This is a genomic window from Streptomyces sp. GbtcB7, assembly GCF_019091445.1.
Taxonomy (GTDB): Bacteria; Actinomycetota; Actinomycetes; order Streptomycetales; family Streptomycetaceae; genus Streptomyces; species Streptomyces mirabilis.
Genome location: NZ_JAGXJM010000011.1, coordinates 258,279 through 277,462, shown reverse-complemented (window position 1 = coordinate 277,462; position 19,184 = coordinate 258,279). Strand labels below are relative to the sequence as shown.

Below are 19,184 nucleotides of genomic sequence, written 5' to 3'. Positions count from 1 at the left end.
CCCGCCACTCAGACAGATCCTCAGGCGGTCAGCGGGGGAGTAGTCGTGGCGAGGGATCCTGACCCAGGTGTGCTTCTGCGCATCCGCGAGTTCCTTCTGCGTGGGGACGTGCTCGACCCGGTCCCTTGGTGGTCAGCGAGCTGGTCACCAACGCCCTCAAATACGCCCTCGGCCCCGTCCTGATGGAACTGCGCATCACCGCCTGCGCCGTGGACGTCGTCTTGTAGGGCAGCGACCCCATCGTGCCCGCTGCCCGCCCGCCGATCCCGATCGCATCGGTCGGCACGGCCCGGAGATCCCAGCCCCATTGACCCTCCAGCCAATTGGCCTGCCGATCAATCTTGCCGACCACGTTCTTCGGGATGGCGTCGAGCACGACCAGGGAAGTCGGCCGCTTGTAGCCGCTGAGGCTGTTCGCGCCCGCGGCACGCCCGGGCCACCACCACGTTGCGGAACGTGGTCCCCGCCGGCGCGAATGCCTGGTATCTGGGCAGCGCGTCCGGAGCGGTCATGAGCGCCAGCGAACCAGGCGCGCCGGCGAACCAGGTGCGGCGGCGAGCGGGATCACGGCGGGACGAAGGCAACGCCTTGGGTGACGCGGCGGCTCAGCGCTCCAGTGCAGCGTCCAGCACCGTCAGGGCGTTGCGGATGCCCTGCTCCAGCACCTCGTCCGCGAGCCGTCGGTCGGCGAGGCTGCGGGAAAGTTGCAGCGTCCCGATCATCAGTGCGTAGACGCTGAGCACCTTGGCGCGTACCGACTGCGGATCGTGCGGTGCCAGGCGGGCGGCGATGTCGTCGATGATCGCGAGGACGCTGTTGGTATACGCCTGCTTGGTCCGATCCGCGCACCGGCATATCTCGTCGAGAAGGGCGGCGGACGGGCAGCCGTCCTCGGGGTTGTCGCGGTGTTCGGGCGAGAGGTAGGTGCGCACCATTAGTTCGATCCCGGCGCGACCGGATTCAAAAGAGGTGAGCCACTCTCGCTGGCCGCGCAGTTGCTCGGAGACCGCGGTGGCGACCAGGTCCTCTTTGGACTCGAAGTGGGCGTAGAAGGCGCCGTTGGTCAGGCCCGCGTCCTTCATGAGCGTGGCGACACCGGAGCCGTCGATGCCGTCACGCTTAAACCGGCGGCCGGCCGTCTCGATGATCCGTTGCCTCGTTGCCAGCTTGTGCTCTTTCCCGTACCGCACCACGTGCTCCTCCGCTCGCGGGCCGCGTCAGCCCGTCACTCATGTTAGTACGGTCGTAATTCCAATCTGCCCGAACGCTTGTGCGCAAGCTCTGGCCGTGCCTATGGTAGTACGATCGTAATCTAAAGGGATGAGAGCCATGAAGACAACATCTCCGCAGGTGGCGCTGGTGACGGGCGCGTCATCCGGCATCGGTAAGGCCACCACGCTCACCCTCGCGGACGCCGGTTTCACTGTGATCGGAACGAGCCGCGACACCTCGCGCATCGCCCCCGGCAACGGCGTGACATTCCTTGACCTCGACGTGACCAGTGACGAGTCGGTCGCGAGCGTCGTCGAGCAGGTGCTCAAACGCTTCGGGCGGCTCGACGTGCTGGTCAACAACGCCGGGATCGGTGCCAACGGTGCCGCCGAGGAGTTCTCGGTCGCCCAGACACAGAGCCTGTTCGACGTCAACGTCTTCGGCCTCATCCGCATGACGAAGGCCGTCCTGCCGCACATGCGCACCCGCGGCAGCGGGCGCATCATCAACGTCTCGTCCGTCGCCGGCTTCGTGCCCAACCCCTTCATGGCCAACTATGTGGCGACCAAGCACGCGGTCGAGGGGTATTCCGAGTCCCTGGACCACGAAGTCCGGGAACACGGCGTGCGGGTCCTGCGAGTCCAGCCCGGCCCGGTCAACACCCCGTTCGACGCCAACCAGGTGCAGGCCGACACCCCGCTGGCGGTCTACGCGCGCCGACGGCGCGTCTTCGAAGACGTCATGAGGGAGACAATGCGCGGCGGCGACGATCCCGCCGTCGTCGCCAAGGTGATCGCCGCGGCAGCCACCGACCCGAAACCGAAACTGCGCTACACCGCGGGTTCGACGGCCGGCCGCCTCAGCGTGCTGCGCCGCATCGTCCCCGCACGGGCCTTCGACAAGAGCGTTCGCAAACTCAACCGGATGGTGGGCTGACATGCGGGCGTTCACCGTCAATCGCTACGGAAAAACCGGCAACGAGCTGCAGGCCGCAGACGTGCCGCGGCCTGCGATGGGCGAGCACGACGTGCTGGTCGAGGTTCACGCCGCAGGCGTCAACGTGCTGGATGCCAAGATCCGGGATGGAGAGTTCAAGCTGATTTTGCCCTATCGCCTGCCGTTGATCTTGGGCAACGACGTGGCCGGTGTCGTGGTCCGGGTCGGCGCCCGGGTACGGAAGTTCAAGCCCGGCGACGAGGTCTACGCGCGACCGGACAAGGGCCGCATCGGCACATTCGCGGAATTCATCGCCATCCACGAACACGACCTGGCCGCGAAGCCGAAGCACCTCACAATGACGGAAGCGGCCTCCGTCCCGCTGGTCGGCTTGACCGCCTGGCAGGCGTTGATCGAAATCGCCGGCCTGAAGAAGGGGCAGAAGGTCTTCATCCACGCCGGCTCCGGCGGCGTCGGAACATTCGCGATCCAACTGGCGAAGCATCTCGGCGCGACCGTGGCCACGACGACCAGCGCGGGCAACATCGACCTGGTCACCAGCCTCGGCGCGGATGTCGTGATCGACTACCGGCAGGACGACTTCGAAACGGTCCTCCACGACTACGACGTGGTGGTGAACAGCCTCGATGACGCGACGCTGATGAAATCCCTGCGAGTGCTGAAACCGGGCGGAAAGCTCATCTCGATCTCCGGCCCACCGGATCCCAGCTTCGCCCGGGAGATCGGGAAGCCATGGATCCTGCGGCCGGTGATGCGTGTCCTGAGCCATCGGATCAGGAAAGCCGCCAAGCGGCGCGGAATCAGCTATTCGTTCCTCTTCATGCGGGCAAGCGGAGACCAGCTCCGCGAGATCACTTCGCTTATCGACTCCGGGATCATCCGACCGGTCATGGACCGCGTCTTCCCGTTCGAATCGACCAACGAGGCCATGGCGTACGTCGAAAAGGGACGCACCAAAGGCAAAGTCGTCATCAAGGTGAAATAGACCATCAGGCAGGAGATGAACCATGACTGTGCTCACCACTTACCAGGACGCGCCGACCAAGACCGTCGACATCGGCGGGGCGAAGTTCGCCTACCGGGAACTGGGGCCGGACACCGGCACCCCGGTGATCTTCCTCAACCACCTGGCCGCGGTCCTGGACAACTGGGACCCCGGGTCGTCGACGGCATCGCCGCACGACACCACGTGATCACCTTCGACAATCGGGGAGTCGGCGTCTCACAAGGCAAGACACCGGGCTCGGTGACCGCGATGGCGCGCGACGCCATCGCCTTCATCCGCCGATCGCGGGTCGCATGTGCGACGGCTCACCGCCGTCGCTATGTCGCCCGAGAGGTCTTTCACCTGATCCGGCCCACATCCTCACAGCCCCCGTCATAGATCGTCACGCCCCCGCTCATAGGGGCTGTGTGAGACGACGAAGCCCCGTCGGGCCTTCGAACTGACCTAGCCCGTATGCAACATCGCGGAACGCGCTGTCGAGGAGCGGCACGTGCACCACAACACCATCGTCTACCGTTTGCACTGCCGCCTACTGTGTGCACCGCATCGAGGATCTGCCGCCCGTCCCGCTCGCCAAACAGCGCCTCGAGATCCGCGTCGCACCGCACCGCACCTCACCGCTGCCGTGCTCAGCGGCCGAGTCCTTCCAGGCGCATTTCCTCGAGGTAGGTGGGCTCGTCGGGTCGAGCGCGGATCACCCGGGAGTAGCGGCTGGAGCTGCGGCACCAGTCGTGACAGCCCTTCATCTGGGCCTGGAGGTCATCGACGAAGACATAGGCGATGCCCCGGTCGTGCGGGGGAAGGGCCGCGGCATCGAAAAGTGCCGGGAGCCGTGCCTTCAGGCGAAGGAATTCATCGGTGTGGCCGCGGACTATCGACCGGGCCTCCGCGAGGGCCTCCCCACGTGAATAGTTCCGGTGGTGCTGGAGTACGAGAACCAGGTTGTGACAGTCTCCTCTGGCTTCCTCCTTGGCAACCGAGAACACGTCCTGAACAATGTTGACGACCTGGACCGTCGCATTGTGCATTTCCTGGATCTCCGGCAGGGCAAACAGGGCATCAGGCACTTCGTAATGGCCGATGCGTTCGGCGTAGTCGATCAGCACATTCTCCAGTCCTGCCTTGTGGCGCAGACTGAGATATGTGCTGACGTCGGGAATGATACCGCTTCGACGGTTGATGCTCTCGCTGGTGTAGGCGTTGAGAAAGTCTTCCCAGTTGCGGGTCGACCGCTGCTGCCACGCGGCGGACATTCCCCGGACCTGACGCGACCAGAGTGAGATGAGCCCGCTTGCCGCGGGGGTGAGGCTCTTCTTCGGAACCGCGGGTACCGCGCCGGGGCGCGCGTACACGACATCGATGAGTTCTTGGACGATCCGTGTGACTCTGTGCGGCTCCACTCCGAGCGGCCCATCGAACTGGTCGTCGAACAGGATGAACCAGCCCGCTATATCGATCCCCAACTCCAGGTCCACTCCGCCCGCATGTGGCCAGAAGCGGGCGGCTACCTCCGGCACGTTCCATCGGCGGTACTCGGGGAGGGACTCCTGGCTCAGCAGTCCATGCTCCTGGACCCAGCGGAAGTGGTGAAGCGCTGCCGATTCCATGGCCTGACTGACTCGAGAAGGGAAGGGGAGTTCGAACGAGTATTCCTGCATGACGCTCTCCTCGTCCGGGTGACCTTACGCGGATGACCTCGGCGAACCTCAAGCCCGGCATCAGGCTAGCGGGTGTCCGATACGATTATCAGAGCGCGAGATGGCGGTCGGTCCAGAGCGGGAGCACAACCCCAGAGCGAGCAGAGCGGGAGCGCAACCTCTGTGCAATCGACCGGAGTCCGGCACCTCGGCGCTCAGAAAAGACCAAGGACGAGGCTTCCTGCCGCAGTCGAACGCCGCGTGCGCGGAACGTGCCTGGCGAGAGGGTCAATTTCTGCGACCCGCTCACTCCTTCAGGTGTCCCAGTGATCGCTCCTCCGCGAGACGGCCTGCCGGGGTTCTACGCTGAACGCCTCGTCAAATCACTCTCCAGGAGGCGTCCTTGCGCACAGCAGGGAGTGACCAGTGACACATGTCCGATCCCTGTCCTGGCCGAACGGCGGCGAGAGCATCGCAGGGAGCGCCACTCCCGCGCTGCCCTCCCACGCCCGGCGGACGGGCGAGCCGGGCGCCAAGGATCCGGGCACGGAGGAGTCGTCCAACTCTCCGTTCCAGCCGAGCGCCGGCCCCGTGCAGGCGGGGTTCTTCTGCTGGGACGTCGCCACGGGAGAGATCAACTGTGATCCTCTCACCTTCTCCCTCCACGGCCTGCCCGAGGACGGCCCGCCTCATCTCGACAGCTTCCTGTCGAGGATCCCGGAGTCCGACCTGCCCGAGTTCGTCGTCGCGCTGCAGTCGATGCTGGAGTCCGGTGGCGACTACCAGATCGCCTACCGGGTCGCGGCGGGTGAAGGCGTCTGGCGTTCGCTGGAGGCTCGCGGGCGGGTGCTGGCCGACTCGGCCGGAGTGCCGACGACAATGGTCGGGGTGGTGATGGACACCACGGCCGCGCATGAGCGTCAGGAAGCCGAGAGGCGAGGCTTCTACGAAGGGGCGACCCGCAATCGCCGGATGCAACAGCTCACCGCCGCGCTGGCGGCGGCCGTGACGGTCAAGGACATCGTGGCCGCCACGCAGGCAGGACTGCAGGAATTCGGCGCGGATGGGTTTGCCGTGGTGGCGTCGGTGCCCGGTGGGCTGTCCGCCGTGGCCTCCTACGGCGATCACGACGAGGAGCTGGCCGCCGTCTGCGATCTGCGTCCCGGCGTGCGCTCCCTGCTGCAGGATGCCCTGGCACGTCAGGCTCCGGTGTTCGTCGCTTCCGTCGCCGAACTGGCCGCCGCCTACCCGCAGCTGGCACAGGCGGCCGAAAGTTCTCGCCGCCGCGCGTGGGCGGCGATTCCCATGGCGGATTCTCGAGGGCCGACCGGGGTCTGCCTGATGGGGTTCGCCTCGCTCCAGGAGTTCGGTCCCGAGGAGCGGGCCTTGCTGGTTGCCGTCGCCGGACTGCTCGCCCAGTCCCTGGAGCGGGCGAGGATGTACGAGGCACAGCAAGCTCTGGCCACGGAACTGCAGCGTGGAATGCTGCCTCCCGGCCCGCTGTCGGCGCCCGGTTTGACGATTGCCGCACGCTACCAGGCGGCCACCTCGGGCATGTGGATCGGCGGCGACTGGTACGACGCCATCTGCCTTCCCGGCGGCGCGGTTGCACTGGTGATCGGAGATGTCCAGGGCCACAGCGTGTCGGCCGCCTCCCTGATGGGCAAGTTGCGCACGGCTGTGCGCGCCTATGCATGCGAGGGGCATGGTCCGGCTGCCGTGCTGACACGGACCAACCGGCTGCTCGTCGAATTCGACACCGATCCGGACCGGGCCATGTTCGCCACCTGCTGCTATCTGGTGATCGACCCCGCCGAGGGGACGGTCGAAGCCTGCACAGCGGGCCATCCGGCACCTGCCCTGGTCGCTCCAGGTGAGCCACCGCGCCTCCTCGACATCACCAGCGGCCTTCCGCTGGGTGTCGACCCGCAGGCCCGGTACGCGACCAAGTTGACACACATCCGCCCTGGCAGCGTGCTGGCGGTCACGACCGACGGTCTTCTGGAAGCGGCAGAGGGAGACATCGACGCGGGCATCGAAGCATTCCTGGCGGGGCTGGAAAGAGCCACGACGGCCGACCTCGAGGTCCTGGCAGACGAACTCCTCGCCGGGGTAAGGCGGACACCGCGCCACAGCGACGACATCGCCCTCCTGCTGGCCCGCCTCAACGCTCCCGCAGCGCACTGAGGACCACCTGCACTTCATGTCCATCGAGCGCTACTCGCACGTGATGCACATTGTGTCCACCGTGACCGGCCGGGTCGCGGCGGGTCGTACCGCCTTCGACGTGCTCACGGCCTGCTTCCCGGCCGGCACGCTCTCCGGCGCGCCCAAGCCGCGTGCGATGCAGATCGTCGACGAACTCGAGCCGTCCAGGCGGAGGTTGTACAGCGGCTGCGCCAGCTGTCTCGACTTCGCCGGCGACTTCGACACCGCCATCGCCATCCGTACGGCGCTGTTGCGGGGTGACACGGTGTACGTCCAGGCCGGAGCCGGCATTGTCGCCGACTCCGACCCGGTCGCGGAGGACAACGAGTGCCGCAACTAGGCGGCCGCCGTCCTCCGCGCGGTGCTTACATGCAACAGGCTTACCTCATAGCGCCGTTCAGCCCGTGAAGGCCGTCGTGCCGTTCGGGACGCCGAGGCCGGTCGGGCCGTCGTACCCGGTGGTGCCGGTGCACAGGTACGAGCCGGAGCAGCTGCCGTTCGAGCCGCTGGTCACGTCGTACAGTGCCGAGGTGTGGGCGTAGGGGAACGACGCCGGGTACGAGCCGGAGGACGGGGCGCCCGCCAGCGCGTAGGTCGCCGCGATCAGCGGGGAGGAGGCGCTGGTGCCGCCGAAGACCATCCAGCCGGTGGCCTGCCGGTAGCTGTCGTAGACCGCGACGCCGGTGTTCGGGTCGGCGACCGCGGAGACGTCCGCGACGGTCCGCTTGGCGCAGCCGCTGTCGGTCTGCCAGGTGGGCTTGGCGTCGTACGAGGAGCAGCCGGAGCCCGCCCCGCTCCACACCGTGTCGGTCCAGCCGCGTGTGGTGGACGAGGTCTTCAGGGACGTACCGCCCACGGCCGTCACGTACTTGGACGCGGCCGGGTACTCGGCGCCGTAGCCGTTGTCGCCGGAGCTGACGGTGATGGCGACGCCGGGGTGATTGAAGTACGACGAGTCGTAGGTGGAGTCGCTGGAGGACTCGCTGCCGCCGTAGCTGTTGGAGACGTACTTGGCGCCCAGGCCGACAGCGGTGTTCACGGCCGTGCCGAGGTTCGTCATGGTCGCCGAACTGGCCTCCACCAGAAGGATCTTGCAGTTCGGGCAGGCCGCGCTGACCATGTCGAGGTCGAGGGATATCTCCTCGGCCCAGCCGGAGTCACCGCGCGGATAGCTGGTGCCGCCGGTCTGGTTGACCTTCTTGAAGCAGCCGTTGGCGGTGGTGCAGGCGGACAGGCCGTACTGTGAGCGGTAGACGGCCAGGTCGGCCTCGGCGTTCGGGTCGTCGTACGCGTCGACGATGGCCACGGTCTGGCCCGAACCGCCGCTGGAGGAAGGCAGGTTGTACGCGGCCTGCAGCGAGGCGGGGCCGTAGCCCGATGGGGCGGCGGCTGCCGTCAGGTCGCTCTCGGCGTGCGCGGACTTGGGGGTGCCCGCGGTGACGTGCAGCGCCTTGCACGCCATCACGTTCTTCTGCGTCGGGGTCGCACAGGAGTGGGCGACGGTGACGCCGTTCGACGACGGTGAGGCCGAGGGCGCCGCCTGGCCGGCCGGGGCTGCCAGGGCCAGAGCAGCCGTGGCCAAGGAGGCCACGGCGGTGAGAGAAACGGTTCTGCGCAACGTACTTCCTCCGAGAGGTGGGTGAACCGGGGGAGACATGCGGGTGCGCTGGACGGCCGAGACGCGTGATGCGCGTCACTACGGCGCAGAACCTATGAGTGGCTGGAACATGCCAACAAGAAGATCGTTGAAACTGTGACTGTCCTTTGCTGTTCCTGGTCAACTCATGTGTTGTTCCTGAGATGTCCATGACGGAACGGTGGCGCGATCATGGGTTGACACGCCCCGGGTGAAGCGGATTTCGTGGCGCTCGAGCGACAGCTCCGCCCTCGACGAGATGGCCGCGGCCGTCCCCGGCGACACCGCCGCCATTGCGAGCGCTCTCAGCCACACCGCCCAGCCCTACGCCGCCGCGGCGGGCGGCGCGCTCGTTCTCCCGCGGGCTGCTCGCGCCCCACCCTCACGCTCATCTCCGCGGCCCTGGACATCCCGTTCCTCGTGCTGCGGAACTAACCCTTCCGGAGCCTAGACACCGCCGCCTCCATGTCCCTGACCGGTACCGAGGAGCCCGCGCCCCGTGACGATCGACAACCGGCCCAGTACTGGGACCCGCTATGGCCATCCGGGCGCCGCTACCGCCGCCTCGACCCCGAAGGCAGCAGCTGACCGGCCAGTGGTCCGGGTGCGCGTGGCTCGTCGATCGCCCCCCGGGTACCGACCGGGGCGAGGGCCTTGAGCATCCCGGTGCGTGGGGCCGCTTCCTTGAGGATGTCGATCAGGGCGACGGTGCCCCGGTTCTTGCGGATCGCCCGGGAACCGTGGACGCGTGCGGCTGCCAGGCAGGCTGTGCCTGCTGCTGACGCTCAGGAGAACGGTGCAGCCCACCGCCCGTTACGGACTCGTAGACGTCTTGTCGGTGTGGTGCTGTGGACGGCTCGCGGTCCCTCCAGCTGCGAAGAGGGCTGCTGCGGCGGAGGCCAGCGCAAGCGCGATGAACAGACCGGGATAGCCGCCGAGCGGCCCTACCAGCGCGGCTCCCGCGAACGGCGCCAGGGCAGACGCGATGGTTGCAGGCGCGGCCAGCAGCCCGGAGAGGCGCCCGTAGTGGGTGGTTGCCCATCGGTCGGTGACGGCGGTGGCCTGGAGCAGGGTGAGGTTGCCGCGCACCATGCCGGCTGCGACCGCGATCCCCACGAGCAGGGGGAAGGGGCCGGAGACCATCGCGAACGCGGCGGTTGTGGTCCCGCCGAGCGTGATCAGGGCGACGGTGCGGGTGGTGACGCCGGTGCGGCTGGCGAGGGTCGCGTACAGGGTGCGGCCGAGGGTTTGTCCTGCGCCGCCGAGGCCGAGGGCCCAGGCGGCGGCGGTGGGGCTGGCGCCGCGTGTGATCAGCAGGGGCACGAGGGCGATGACGACCGCGTACATGGCGAAGCTGTTCAGCGTGAGGGCGGTGGCGAGCATCAGGAACGGGCGGCTGCGGGTCACCGACCTGCTGGAGGTGTCCTGTTGGGAGGGTGGCGCCGGTGCGGGCGGCCAGGGTGCCCGGAGCGCGAAGGCGTGGGCGGGGATGGTCACGAGGGCCAGGAGCAGTGCGAGTACGGCGTAGGTGCTGCGCCAGCTCAGGTGCTCGGCGAGTGTGGCGGTCAGCGGGGCGAAGACGGTGGAGGCCAGGCCGCCGGCGAGCGTGACGATGGTGAGGGCGCGGACGCGATCACTTCCCCACCAGCGGGTGAGGGCGGCGAAGGCGGGCTGGTAGAAGGTGGCGGCCATGGCCACGCCGGCCAGCAGCCAGGCGGCGATGAAGGTCGCGAGGTTGGGCGCGTAGGCGATGGCCAGCACGGCGACGACGCCCAGGACGGAGCCGGTGGTCATCACTGCGCGAGGGCCTCGGCGGTCGAGGATGCGGCCGACGGGTATGCCGGTGAAGGCGGAGACCAGGAGCGCGCCTGAGAAGGCGGCGGTGGTGGCGGTCGTCGACCAGCCGGTGGCGGCCGTGATCTGTGGATTGAGGACGGGGAAGGCGTAGTAGACGATTCCCCAGCTGGTGATCTGGGTGGCGCACAGGGCGGGCAAGGCGGCGGGAGGCCGTGACCGGTCTCCCGTCCCGGTCACGGCCTCGCTGGTGTGGGGGTCGGCCATCGGTGGATCAGCAGCAGCCGCCCGCGATGGACAGTTCCTTCGCGTCGACGGCGGCGTCGGCCGGGCCCGTGCAGCAGGTGCTGCCCTGCTGCTTGGCCAGGGTGTCGGCGTCGGCCTTGACGACGTACACCTCCCAGGGTTCTTGGCCGGGGCCGTGGACCCAGACCTTGTCCTGGAGGGCGTGGCAACAGGTGGTGTCGTTCTCCACGTCGGTGGCCAGGCCGGCCTCGCCCAGGCGGGCGGTGGCGGCGTGGACCGCCTCGGTCGTCTCGACCTCGACGCCGAGGTGGTCCATGCGGGTCGCCTCAGCCGCGGTGCCTTCGATGAGGACGAGCTTGAGCGGGGGCTCGGCGATGGCGAAGTTGGCGTAGCCGTCGCGGAGTTTGGCGGGCTCGGTGCCGAAGAGCTTCGTGTAGAAGGCCACGGATGCGGCGAGGTCGGGGACGCGGAGGGCGAGCTGTACGCGGGACGTCATGGCGAACCTCCTGGGGTGGGTGGGGAGTTCAGCAGCCGCCGGAGGCGGTGGCCGGGGCGCCGATGCCGATCTGGAGGGTGGCGGGGGCGGCGCAGCAGCCTCCGGACTGCTCGGCGTTCTCCGGCTCGTCGAAGAGGCCGGCGCCGCCGCAGACCCCCGTCTCCGGGAGGGTGAGTTCGACGCGCTCGGCGGCCTCCTGGTCTCCGGCGAGGGCGGCGGTGATGGAGCGGACCTGCTCGTAGCCGGTCATCGCGAGGAAGGTCGGGGCGCGGCCGTAGGACTTCATGCCGACCAGGTAGACGCCCTGTTCGGGGTGGGAAAGCTCGTTGACGCCGTGCGGGTAGACCGTGCCGCAGGAGTGGACGTTCGGGTCGATCAGCGGGGCGAGCGCGGTCGGCGCCTGGAGGCGCTCGTCGAGGCCGAGGCGGAGCTCGGAGAGGAAGGACAGGTCGGGGCGGAAGCCGGTCAGGACGATGACCTGGTCAACCGGGTCGAGGCGGCGGCCGTCTTCCCCGACGGGGACGAGCTGGTCGCCGTCCCGCTCCACAGCCTGTGTACGGAATCCCGTGACCGCGCTCGCATATCCGGCCTCGACTGCGGCCTTGGCACGCAGGCCCAGGGCGCCGCGAGCGGGGAGTTGGTCGGCCTCGCCGCCGCCGTACGTGTTCGCGCCGATGCCGCGGCGCAGGATCCACACCGCGTGTGTCCCGTCCTCCTCCTCGGCCAGGTCGGCGAGGAGGGCGAGGGCGGTGAAGGCGGAGGCGCCGGAGCCGACGACGGCGGTGCGCTTACTCGCGTAACGGGCACGTACAGCCGGGTCCTTCAGGTCCGGGACGCGGTAGGAGATGCGGCCGACGGCCGACTTCTCGCCGAGGGCGGGCAAGCCGTCCGCGCCGAGAGGGCTCGGAGTGGACCAGGTGCCGGAGGCGTCGATGACGGCGCGGGTGGTGATCCGCTCCTCGGCGCCATCGGCGGACTGGATGTGCACCGTGAAGGGCTGCTCGTCGCGGCCGGCGTCGACGATCCGGTCACGGCCGGCTCGGGCGACGCCGGTCACCGTGGCGCCGTAGCGGACCCTGTCGCCCAGGATCTCGGCGAGTGGCTGGAGATAACGCCCGGCCCAGTCGCCGCCGGTCGGGTAGGTCGAGGTGTCGGGGCGGACCCAGCCGGTCGGTGCGAGAAGCTTCTCGGCCGCCGGGTCGACGACCTCCCCCCAGGTGGAGAACAGCCTCACGTGCGACCACTCTCGTACGGCGCTGCCCGCAGCCGGGCCAGCTTCAAGGACGAGGGGTTCGATGCCGCGCTCGACGAGGTGGGCTGCGGCGGCCAGGCCGATGGGGCCGGCGCCGATGACCACGACGGGCAGCTGGTCGGTGGTGAGCGCGTTCACGAAAATCCCCTTTGTTTCGACATCCGTCGATCTCTTGCGTCCCCAGCATTACAGCTGCTTCGATAAGCGTCAACATAGACACTCATCGAATCTGGGGGTCGAGATATGGAACGGGTGGACGTAGCGGTGATCGGGGGCGGTCAGTCGGGATTGGCCACAGTGCACTCCCTGCGTCGGCAGGGGCTGGAGCCGGTGGTCCTGGAGGCGGCCGATGAGGCCGCCGGATCCTGGCGGCACTACTACGACAGCCTCACGCTCTTCTCTCCCGCCGGATACAGCTCGCTGCCCGGGATGCCGTTCGACGGGGACTCGGACCGCTACCCACACCGGGACGAGGTCGTCGCCTACCTACTGCGGTACGCCGACCGCCTGGGTGCCGACATCCGTACCGGGATGCGGGTCCGGGAAGTCCGGGCCGGCGACGACGGCGCCTTCACCCTCGTACTGGAGGGCAGTGGGGAACTGTCCGCGCGCGGCGTGGTCGCGACCTCGGGTACGTTCGGTCGCCCTTGGCGACCGGCGCTGCCAGGGCTGGACGACTTCGCCGGCACAGTGCTACACGCGGCCGGGTATCGCGCGCCGGAGCCGTTTGCGGGACAGCGCGTGGCGGTCGTCGGGGCCGGGAACTCCGCCGTGCAGATCGCCGCCGAGCTGGCCGCGCACGCCCGGGTCACCCTCGGCATGCGGCATCCGGTCCGCTTCGCCCGGCAGCGCACGCTGGGCCGGGATCTGCACTGGTGGCTGAAGCGGACCGGGGTCGACACTCTGCCCCTGGGCCGGTTCCTGCGCACACCGCCGACTCAGCTGGTCATCGACGACGGCCGCTACCGGACCGCCGTCGCCTCCGGCGCTCCGGACCGGCGTCCGGTGTTCACGGAAATCGACGGCGCCAAGGTCACCTGGGCCGACGGCAGCAGTGAGGAGGTCGACACGATCCTGCTGGCCACCGGCTACCGCCCCGACCTCGGCTACCTGGCCCCGCTCGGCGCGCTCGACGAACATGGCCAGCCGATCCACCAGGAGGGCGTCTCGCTCACTCATCCTGGCCTCGCCTATGTGGGGCTGGAGTGGCAGCGGAGCTTGTCCTCGAACTCCCTCCGCGGGGTCGGCAGGGACGCGAACCGGATTGCCCGGCGCCTGGCGGCGTATGTGCACCGAGGCTGAGGCCCTGGCGGCGCTAGTTCGACGTATGTCAACATAGACGTATGTCGAACATCAAGGTGCTGCCGCTGCTGGACCCCGAGGTCGCCGAGGGTGTCGTGGTGCCGTGCTGCCCGCCGCTCACCGAGCGGCCGCTGACGGCCGAGGAGGCGGAGCGGACCGCCGCGATGTTCAAGGCGCTCGGCGACCCGGTCCGCCTGCGCCTGTTCTCGCTGGTCGCCTCGCACGAGGGCGGCGAGGCGTGCGTGTGCGACATCTCCGACGTCGGGGTGTCCCAGCCGACCGTCTCCCACCACCTGAAGAAGCTCAAGGAGGCCGGGCTACTCACCTCCGAGCGGCGCGGCACGTGGGTGTACTACCGGGTGGAGCCGTCGGTGGTCGCTGCGATGGGGCAGATGCTCGGCAGCCTGGGCTGAGCCGACTGGACGGGCCGCAGGGAGCAGGTGAGTCCGATGAGCAACGCGTCGGTGGATCGTCAGGCGATCCACAAGGAGCTGGAGCGGGCCCGGACGACGTTCCACCGGCTCCTCGACAACGCCACTGAGGACGACCTGCGCCGGCCAACCGACGGCACCCGGTGGACCAACGAACAGCTGCTGTTCCACATGCTCTTCGGCTACATCTTGATCCGGCCGCTGCTGCTCTTGCTGCGGATCTTCGGGCGGCTGCCGCGTGGCGTCAGCCGGGCCTTCGCCCGACTTCTCAACGCTGGGACCAGGCCCTTCGACGTCGTCAACTACCTGGGTCCGCTGGGCGGGGCGAAGGTTTTCCGGCGCCGCCGCATATCGGTAGGTTGTCCCGTCGAACATTGAGTTGCCTGTTCGACGGGGTGGGGCCGGGATGGAAGACCTAGACATCAGGATCATCACGATGATTAGCCGCGGGGGCTGCTGATCCGTTCGGGTTGGATCACATAGATCACCCGGACTTGGTCGCGGCCGCCGAACCATGGGTAGGGCCCGCCGAGATACTTCTGCGCGAGCGCCTCGATGTGGTCGACCGCTCCCTCGGTGGTCATATGCACCACACGGCCGCGGATCTGGACGTAGGAGGCAGGTTCCGAGGGGTCGGCGACGGCGATGGCTACCCGCGGGTCGCGCGCGATGTTTCGGGTCTTTTGATGCGACTCAACGCTGTTGATCAGGACGTGCTCGCCGTCGGTGTCGACCCATGTCTGAGTGAGCTGGGGTGAGCCGTCGGGCATCGTTGTAGCGATATAGCAGGTACTGGGGCGGCGCAGCAGCGCCACCACGTCCTCGCCGAGGGGTACGGGCACGGGGTTCTCCGGGGTCGGTTCAGCGGGGTGCTGCGGCAACGGTAGCCACGGCAGGGAACCCGGCCCTCCCCGCCCCCTGAAACCGTCGATCACCGGCTTGTACGGATCCAGAGCGGTCGCCGGGGGCGGCAGCTTCTTATGCCGAGGGAAGGCTCCAAGTCGCAGTTACCACACTCCGTTTGAAACAAGCGCGCTGATCTCGCGGGCTGCCTCGCGAGCGGGGCGCCCGGCGCCGATGAGGGTGGCGGAGGCGGGGCCGGTCCAGTCGCCGTAGCCGAGCAGGTGCAGACGCGGCTCGTCCACTGCCCGGGTGCCGTCAGTGGCGATGTGGCCGCGTGGGCCTCGGAGCTGGAGCGGAGCGAGATGAGACAGGATGGGCCGGAAGCCTGTGCACCAGATGATTGTGTCGGCCTCGGCGCGCGTGCCGTCGGCCCATTCGACGCAGCCGGGGACGAGACGCGAGAACATTGGGCTCGCCTTCAGTAGGCCGCGGTCTCGGGCTTCGCGTACGGGCGGGACGGCGACGATGTCCCCGAGCGAGGCGACGCCGCCCGTGTCCGTGCGGTCCTCGTCCAGGGCGCGGCGTCGGGCGGTGGCCGCATTGAACAGGGCGCGGCCGTCGATATCGTCGGCCAGGAAGCGTGGCGGGCGCTGGGTGACCCAGGTCAGCCGGGTGTCGTCGGCGAGGTCGGCGGCGATCTGGGCGCCGGAGTTGCCCCCGCCCGCCACGATCACGCGTTGGCCTGCGAAGTCGGCGGGGCTGCGGTACTCCACCGTGTGCAACTGGCGGCCCCCGAAGGCCGCTTGGCCGGGGATGGCTGGGAGGAAGGGCCGCCACCAGGTGCCGGTCGCGCTGATTGCGGCGCGGGCGTGCCAGGTACCGGAGTCGGTTTCCACGCGCAGGAGTTGGCCGTCGCGGTGGACGCCGAGGACGCGCACGGGCCGTTCGACGGGCAGGTCGTAGCGCTTCTCGTAGTCGACCAGGTACTCCACCACGTGCTGCGCGTCGGGGTAGGTCTCGCCGCTCTGCGCCGGCATGAGGCGGCCGGGCAGCGAGGAGTACGCGGCCGGGGAGAACAGGCGCAGCGAGTCCCAGGCGTGCTGCCAGGCGCCGCCCGGTGTGGTCTGGGCGTCGAGGATGACGAAGTCGAGGCCCAGACGTCGCAGGTGGTAGCCGGCGGCGAGCCCGGCCTGGCCGCCGCCGATCACCACCACCTGCGTCTGGTGGCTCATTCGGCCGATCGTCCGGGCATGAAGATGAGGGCCACCAGTGCCAGTCCGACCACGGCGCCTACGAGTTGCATGCCGATGAAGCCCAGAAGCGAGCCCGGCGCGATGCCCGCAAAGGTGTCGGTGAAGGTACGCCCGATGGTCACCGCCGGGTTGGCGAAGGACGTCGACGAGGTGAACCAGTAGGCGGCGCCGATGTAGGAGGCGACGGCCACGGGGGCGAACTGCAGGCGGTTGGCGCGGGCCAGGCCGAAGATCAGCAGGATCAGGCCCGCAGTCGCGACGATCTCACCGAGGAGCAGGTGCCCGGCCGAGCGGTCGTGTGTGGACCACTTCACGAGGGGTTCGCCGAACATCGCGTCCGCGAGGATCGCACCGGCGATCGCGCCCACGATCTGGGCGGGCAGATAGACAGCTGCCTCGCGCAGGGTGACCCCGGCGCCGCCGCGGCGGGCGGTCCACCACTCGGCCAGCGTGACGACGGGGTTGAAGTGGGCGCCGGAGACCGGGCCGAGCAGGAGGATGAGGATGCCGAGGCCGAAGACGGTGGCCGTGGAGTTGGCCAGCAGTTGCAGGCCGACGTCCTTGGTCAGTTCGGTGGCCTGGATGCCGGAGCCGACCACGACCGCCACCAGCGCCGCGGTGCCTATGAGTTCGGCGGCGGCCCGGGCGACCAGGGGGGTGCGCGGCGGTGTGGCACCCGGCGCGGGCGCGACGGAGGAGGGTTCAGCCGGTGTCGCGGACTCCGCGGTCGGGGCGGCTTCGGCGGCGGTCATGGGCAGGCCCTCTTGTTCTCGGCGGCGGTGCGAGCGGATTCGGCGAGGTCGGCGAACTGGCCGGCGAGTGAGGCGAGGACGTCGGGCTTGAGCCGGTAGTAGATGTACCGGCCGCACGGCTCCGTCTCGACGAACCCGGCCTCGCGCAGCACCTTCAGATGGTTGGAGAGGTTGGTCTGCCGGGCACCGGTCTCCTCCACCAGGTGGGTGGTGCAGAGCGTCTCTTTGGCGAGCAAGGTCACGATCTGGAGCCTGAGCGGGTCGGCCAGAACCCGGATCAGATCAGTGTCGACTGACGTCAGCATGGACTGATACTTTCATATCAGTGGTGGCTGACACCACCGGGTGCTGATGTCATTCGTGCCTGATGTCGTCGTGAGACAAGAGAGACTTCTGATGTCCGACAAGCCCTCTGTGCTGTTCGTCTGTGTCCACAACGCCGGCCGTTCCCAGATGGCTGCCGCGTGGCTGACCCACCTGGCCGGGGACCGTGTCGAGGTGCGCTCCGCCGGCTCCAACCCGGGCGCAGGCGTCAACCCGGCTGCCGTCGAGGCCATGGCCGAGGTCGGCATCGACATCTCCGCCGAGGTCCCGAAGATGCTCACCGTGGACGCGGTGAAGGAGTCGGACGTCTGCATCACCATGGGCTGTGGCGACACCTGCCCCGTCTTCCCGGGCAAGCGGTACCTGGACTGGGAGCTGGAGGACCCGGCGGGCCAGGGCGTCGAGGCCGTGCGTCCGATCCGGGACGAGATCAAGGTACTGATCGAGGGCCTGATCAAGGAGATCGCGCAGGAGCCCCAGGCATGAGCACAGCGACGGACATACGCAACGTCATCGTCATCGGCTCCGGCCCCGCCGGATACACCGCCGCTCTCTACACCGCCCGCGCCTCGCTGAAGCCGCTGGTCTTCGAGGGCGCGGTCACGGCCGGCGGCGCGCTGGTGCAGACGACCGAGGTGGAGAACTTCCCCGGCTTCCGCGACGGCATCATGGGCCCGGAGTTGATGGACAACATGCGGGCCCAGGCCGAGCGTTTCGGCGCCGAGATCGTCCCCGACGACATCGTCGAGGTCGACCTCACCGGCACGGTCACGACCGTCACCGACAGCGCGGGCGCGGTCCACCGGGCGAAGGCCGTCATCGTGGCGACCGGCTCGCAGCACCGCAAGCTTGGCCTGCCCGGCGAGGACGCGCTGTCCGGCCGGGGCGTGTCGTACTGCGCGACCTGCGACGGCTTCTTTTTCCGCGAGCACGACATCGTGGTGGTCGGCGGCGGCGACACGGCGATGGAGGAAGCTACCTTCCTCTCCCGCTTCGCCAAGTCCGTGACGGTCGTCCACCGCCGCGACACCCTGCGGGCCTCCAAGACCATGCAGGACCGAGCCTTCGCCGACCCGAAGATTTCCTTCGCCTGGAACAGCGAGGTCGCCGAGATCCACGAGGCCGGCGGCAAACTCGCCGGGCTCACCCTGCGCGACACCGTCACCGGCGAGACCTCCCGCCTCTCGGCCACCGGGCTCTTCGTCGCCATCGGCCACGACCCGCGCACCGACCTGGTCACCGGCCAGCTCGACCTGGACGGCGAGGGCTACCTCAAGGTCGCCTCCCCCTCCACGCGCACCAACATCGCGGGCGTCTTCGGCGCGGGCGACGTCGTCGACCACAGCTACCGGCAGGCCATCACCGCGGCCGGCTCCGGCTGCGCGGCCGCCCTCGACGCCGAGCGGTACCTCGCCGCCCTGAGCCACGCCGACACCGCAGGCGAGCCCGTCCCGGCTGCCGTCTGACGCCCGGAGAAACATCATGACTCTCAAGAACGTCACCGACGACTCCTTCGAGCAGGACGTCCTCTCCAGCGACAAGCCGGTCCTGGTGGACTTCTGGGCCGCCTGGTGCGGCCCGTGCCGCCAGCTCGCCCCCTCGCTGGAGGCGATCGCCGCAGAGCACGGCGACAAGATCGAGATCGTCAAGCTGAACATCGACGAGAACCCGGCCATCGCCGCCCGGTACGGCGTGATGTCCATCCCGACGCTGCACCTCTACAAGGGCGGCGAGGTCGTGCAGACCGTCGTGGGCGCCAAGCCCAAGGCCGCCCTCGAACGCGAACTCGCCGACCACCTCGCCTGACGCGACACCGGTGGGGGTGTCCTCAACGC

Annotated in this window: 20 protein-coding genes and 3 pseudogenes; 13 read left to right on the top strand and 10 right to left on the bottom strand. The window is 68.8% G+C overall.

All coding sequences use genetic code 11. The features are described 5' to 3' along the window. Positions 1-125: 125 nt before the first annotated feature. Positions 126-298: pseudogene (locus tag KVT44_RS20345) on the top strand (ATP-binding protein); the annotation flags it as partial. A gap of 307 nt (positions 299-605) precedes the next feature. Here KVT44_RS20345 and KVT44_RS20340 read toward each other — a convergent pair. Continuing rightward, positions 606-1,193, bottom strand: a complete 588-nt coding sequence (locus tag KVT44_RS20340) for a TetR/AcrR family transcriptional regulator (RefSeq protein WP_217568030.1) — start codon at positions 1,191-1,193, stop codon at positions 606-608. 136 nt (positions 1,194-1,329) lie between these two features. On the opposite strand from KVT44_RS20340, the gene KVT44_RS20335 reads away from it, so the two are divergent. From KVT44_RS20335 to KVT44_RS20325, 3 genes are read left to right on the top strand one after another with little or no spacing between them, the layout of a single operon-like run. After that, entirely contained in the window at positions 1,330-2,148 is an 819-nt protein-coding gene (locus KVT44_RS20335; RefSeq protein ID WP_217568029.1) for an oxidoreductase, read from the top strand. Between the two features lies 1 nt (position 2,149). Beyond that, entirely contained in the window at positions 2,150-3,154 is a 1,005-nt protein-coding gene (locus KVT44_RS20330) for an NADP-dependent oxidoreductase (RefSeq protein ID WP_168504875.1), read from the top strand. A 22-nt stretch (positions 3,155-3,176) separates the two neighbouring features. Next, positions 3,177-3,362 carry a hypothetical protein gene (locus KVT44_RS20325; RefSeq protein ID WP_217568028.1) on the top strand — a complete coding sequence of 62 codons (186 nt, stop codon included), beginning with the start codon at positions 3,177-3,179 and terminating at the stop codon, positions 3,360-3,362. 442 nt (positions 3,363-3,804) lie between these two features. On the opposite strand, the gene KVT44_RS20320 is transcribed toward KVT44_RS20325, so the two are convergent. Beyond that, positions 3,805-4,833 carry a hypothetical protein gene (locus KVT44_RS20320; RefSeq protein WP_217568027.1) on the bottom strand — a complete coding sequence of 343 codons (1,029 nt, stop codon included), beginning with the start codon at positions 4,831-4,833 and terminating at the stop codon, positions 3,805-3,807. A gap of 405 nt (positions 4,834-5,238) precedes the next feature. On the opposite strand from KVT44_RS20320, the gene KVT44_RS20315 reads away from it, so the two are divergent. Then, positions 5,239-6,999: a SpoIIE family protein phosphatase gene (locus KVT44_RS20315; protein WP_217568026.1), complete on the top strand. Its 1,761-nt coding sequence runs from the start codon at positions 5,239-5,241 to the stop codon at positions 6,997-6,999. A gap of 13 nt (positions 7,000-7,012) precedes the next feature. Continuing rightward, positions 7,013-7,360, top strand: a pseudogene (locus tag KVT44_RS20310) (chorismate-binding protein); the annotation flags it as partial. Positions 7,361-7,417: 57 nt separating this feature from the next. On the opposite strand, the gene KVT44_RS20305 reads toward KVT44_RS20310, so the two are convergent. After that, positions 7,418-8,677, bottom strand: a complete 1,260-nt coding sequence (locus KVT44_RS20305; protein WP_217568025.1) for a peptidase S8 — start codon at positions 8,675-8,677, stop codon at positions 7,418-7,420. Positions 8,678-8,888: 211 nt separating this feature from the next. Between KVT44_RS20305 and KVT44_RS58140 the strand changes: the two are divergent. Next, positions 8,889-9,014 (top strand): annotated as a pseudogene (locus KVT44_RS58140) (TIGR02234 family membrane protein); the annotation flags it as partial. 455 nt (positions 9,015-9,469) lie between these two features. Here the strand turns inward: KVT44_RS58140 and KVT44_RS20300 are convergent. Genes KVT44_RS20300 through KVT44_RS20290 form a run of 3 tightly spaced genes read right to left on the bottom strand, consistent with a single transcriptional unit; the run spans position 9,470 to position 12,582 of the window. After that, positions 9,470-10,717: an MFS transporter gene (locus tag KVT44_RS20300; protein ID WP_217568024.1), complete on the bottom strand. Its 1,248-nt coding sequence runs from the start codon at positions 10,715-10,717 to the stop codon at positions 9,470-9,472. Positions 10,718-10,724: 7 nt separating this feature from the next. Then, on the bottom strand, positions 10,725-11,192 hold the full coding sequence (locus tag KVT44_RS20295) for an ArsI/CadI family heavy metal resistance metalloenzyme (RefSeq protein WP_217568023.1): 468 nt from the start codon (positions 11,190-11,192) through the stop codon (positions 10,725-10,727). A 28-nt stretch (positions 11,193-11,220) separates the two neighbouring features. Next, positions 11,221-12,582 carry an NAD(P)-binding domain-containing protein gene (locus KVT44_RS20290; protein ID WP_217568022.1) on the bottom strand — a complete coding sequence of 454 codons (1,362 nt, stop codon included), beginning with the start codon at positions 12,580-12,582 and terminating at the stop codon, positions 11,221-11,223. Between the two features lie 105 nt (positions 12,583-12,687). Between KVT44_RS20290 and KVT44_RS20285 the strand changes: the two genes are divergently transcribed. The 3 genes from KVT44_RS20285 to KVT44_RS20275 are packed head-to-tail and all read left to right on the top strand — an operon-like array spanning position 12,688 to position 14,555. After that, entirely contained in the window at positions 12,688-13,746 is a 1,059-nt protein-coding gene (locus tag KVT44_RS20285; RefSeq protein WP_217568021.1) for an NAD(P)/FAD-dependent oxidoreductase, read from the top strand. A gap of 41 nt (positions 13,747-13,787) precedes the next feature. Continuing rightward, positions 13,788-14,159, top strand: coding sequence for a helix-turn-helix transcriptional regulator (locus KVT44_RS20280; RefSeq protein ID WP_217568020.1), 372 nt, complete (start codon positions 13,788-13,790; stop codon positions 14,157-14,159). 36 nt (positions 14,160-14,195) lie between these two features. Continuing rightward, positions 14,196-14,555, top strand: a complete 360-nt coding sequence (locus KVT44_RS20275; protein WP_217568019.1) for a DinB family protein — start codon at positions 14,196-14,198, stop codon at positions 14,553-14,555. 62 nt (positions 14,556-14,617) lie between these two features. Here KVT44_RS20275 and KVT44_RS20270 read toward each other — a convergent pair whose 3' ends face one another. The 4 genes from KVT44_RS20270 to KVT44_RS20255 all read right to left on the bottom strand — a co-directional run bounded on the left by KVT44_RS20270 (position 14,618) and on the right by KVT44_RS20255 (position 17,330). Then, the gene (locus tag KVT44_RS20270) at positions 14,618-15,019 is read right to left on the bottom strand and encodes a PPOX class F420-dependent oxidoreductase (protein ID WP_217568018.1); all 402 of its coding nucleotides are present in this window, start codon (positions 15,017-15,019) and stop codon (positions 14,618-14,620) included. A gap of 165 nt (positions 15,020-15,184) precedes the next feature. Then, on the bottom strand, positions 15,185-16,252 hold the full coding sequence (locus KVT44_RS20265; RefSeq protein WP_217568017.1) for an ArsO family NAD(P)H-dependent flavin-containing monooxygenase: 1,068 nt from the start codon (positions 16,250-16,252) through the stop codon (positions 15,185-15,187). Then, positions 16,249-17,025, bottom strand: a complete 777-nt coding sequence (locus KVT44_RS20260; protein WP_217568016.1) for an aquaporin — start codon at positions 17,023-17,025, stop codon at positions 16,249-16,251. Before KVT44_RS20260 ends, KVT44_RS20265 begins: the two co-directional genes overlap by 4 nt. Beyond that, positions 17,022-17,330: a helix-turn-helix transcriptional regulator gene (locus tag KVT44_RS20255; protein WP_217568015.1), complete on the bottom strand. Its 309-nt coding sequence runs from the start codon at positions 17,328-17,330 to the stop codon at positions 17,022-17,024. Before KVT44_RS20255 ends, KVT44_RS20260 begins: the two co-directional genes overlap by 4 nt. Positions 17,331-17,421: 91 nt before the next feature. On the opposite strand from KVT44_RS20255, the gene KVT44_RS20250 reads away from it, so the two are divergent. Genes KVT44_RS20250 through trxA form a run of 3 tightly spaced genes read left to right on the top strand, consistent with a single transcriptional unit; the run spans position 17,422 to position 19,155 of the window. Beyond that, positions 17,422-17,835 (top strand): arsenate reductase ArsC, encoded by a 414-nt coding sequence (locus KVT44_RS20250; RefSeq protein ID WP_217568014.1) that lies wholly within the window; start codon positions 17,422-17,424, stop codon positions 17,833-17,835. Then, positions 17,832-18,815 (top strand): thioredoxin-disulfide reductase, encoded by a 984-nt coding sequence (gene trxB, locus KVT44_RS20245; RefSeq protein WP_217568013.1) that lies wholly within the window; start codon positions 17,832-17,834, stop codon positions 18,813-18,815. Before KVT44_RS20250 ends, trxB begins: the two co-directional genes overlap by 4 nt. A 16-nt stretch (positions 18,816-18,831) precedes the next feature. Next, on the top strand, positions 18,832-19,155 hold the full coding sequence (gene trxA / locus KVT44_RS20240; RefSeq protein WP_217568012.1) for a thioredoxin: 324 nt from the start codon (positions 18,832-18,834) through the stop codon (positions 19,153-19,155). Positions 19,156-19,184 lie beyond the last annotated feature (29 nt).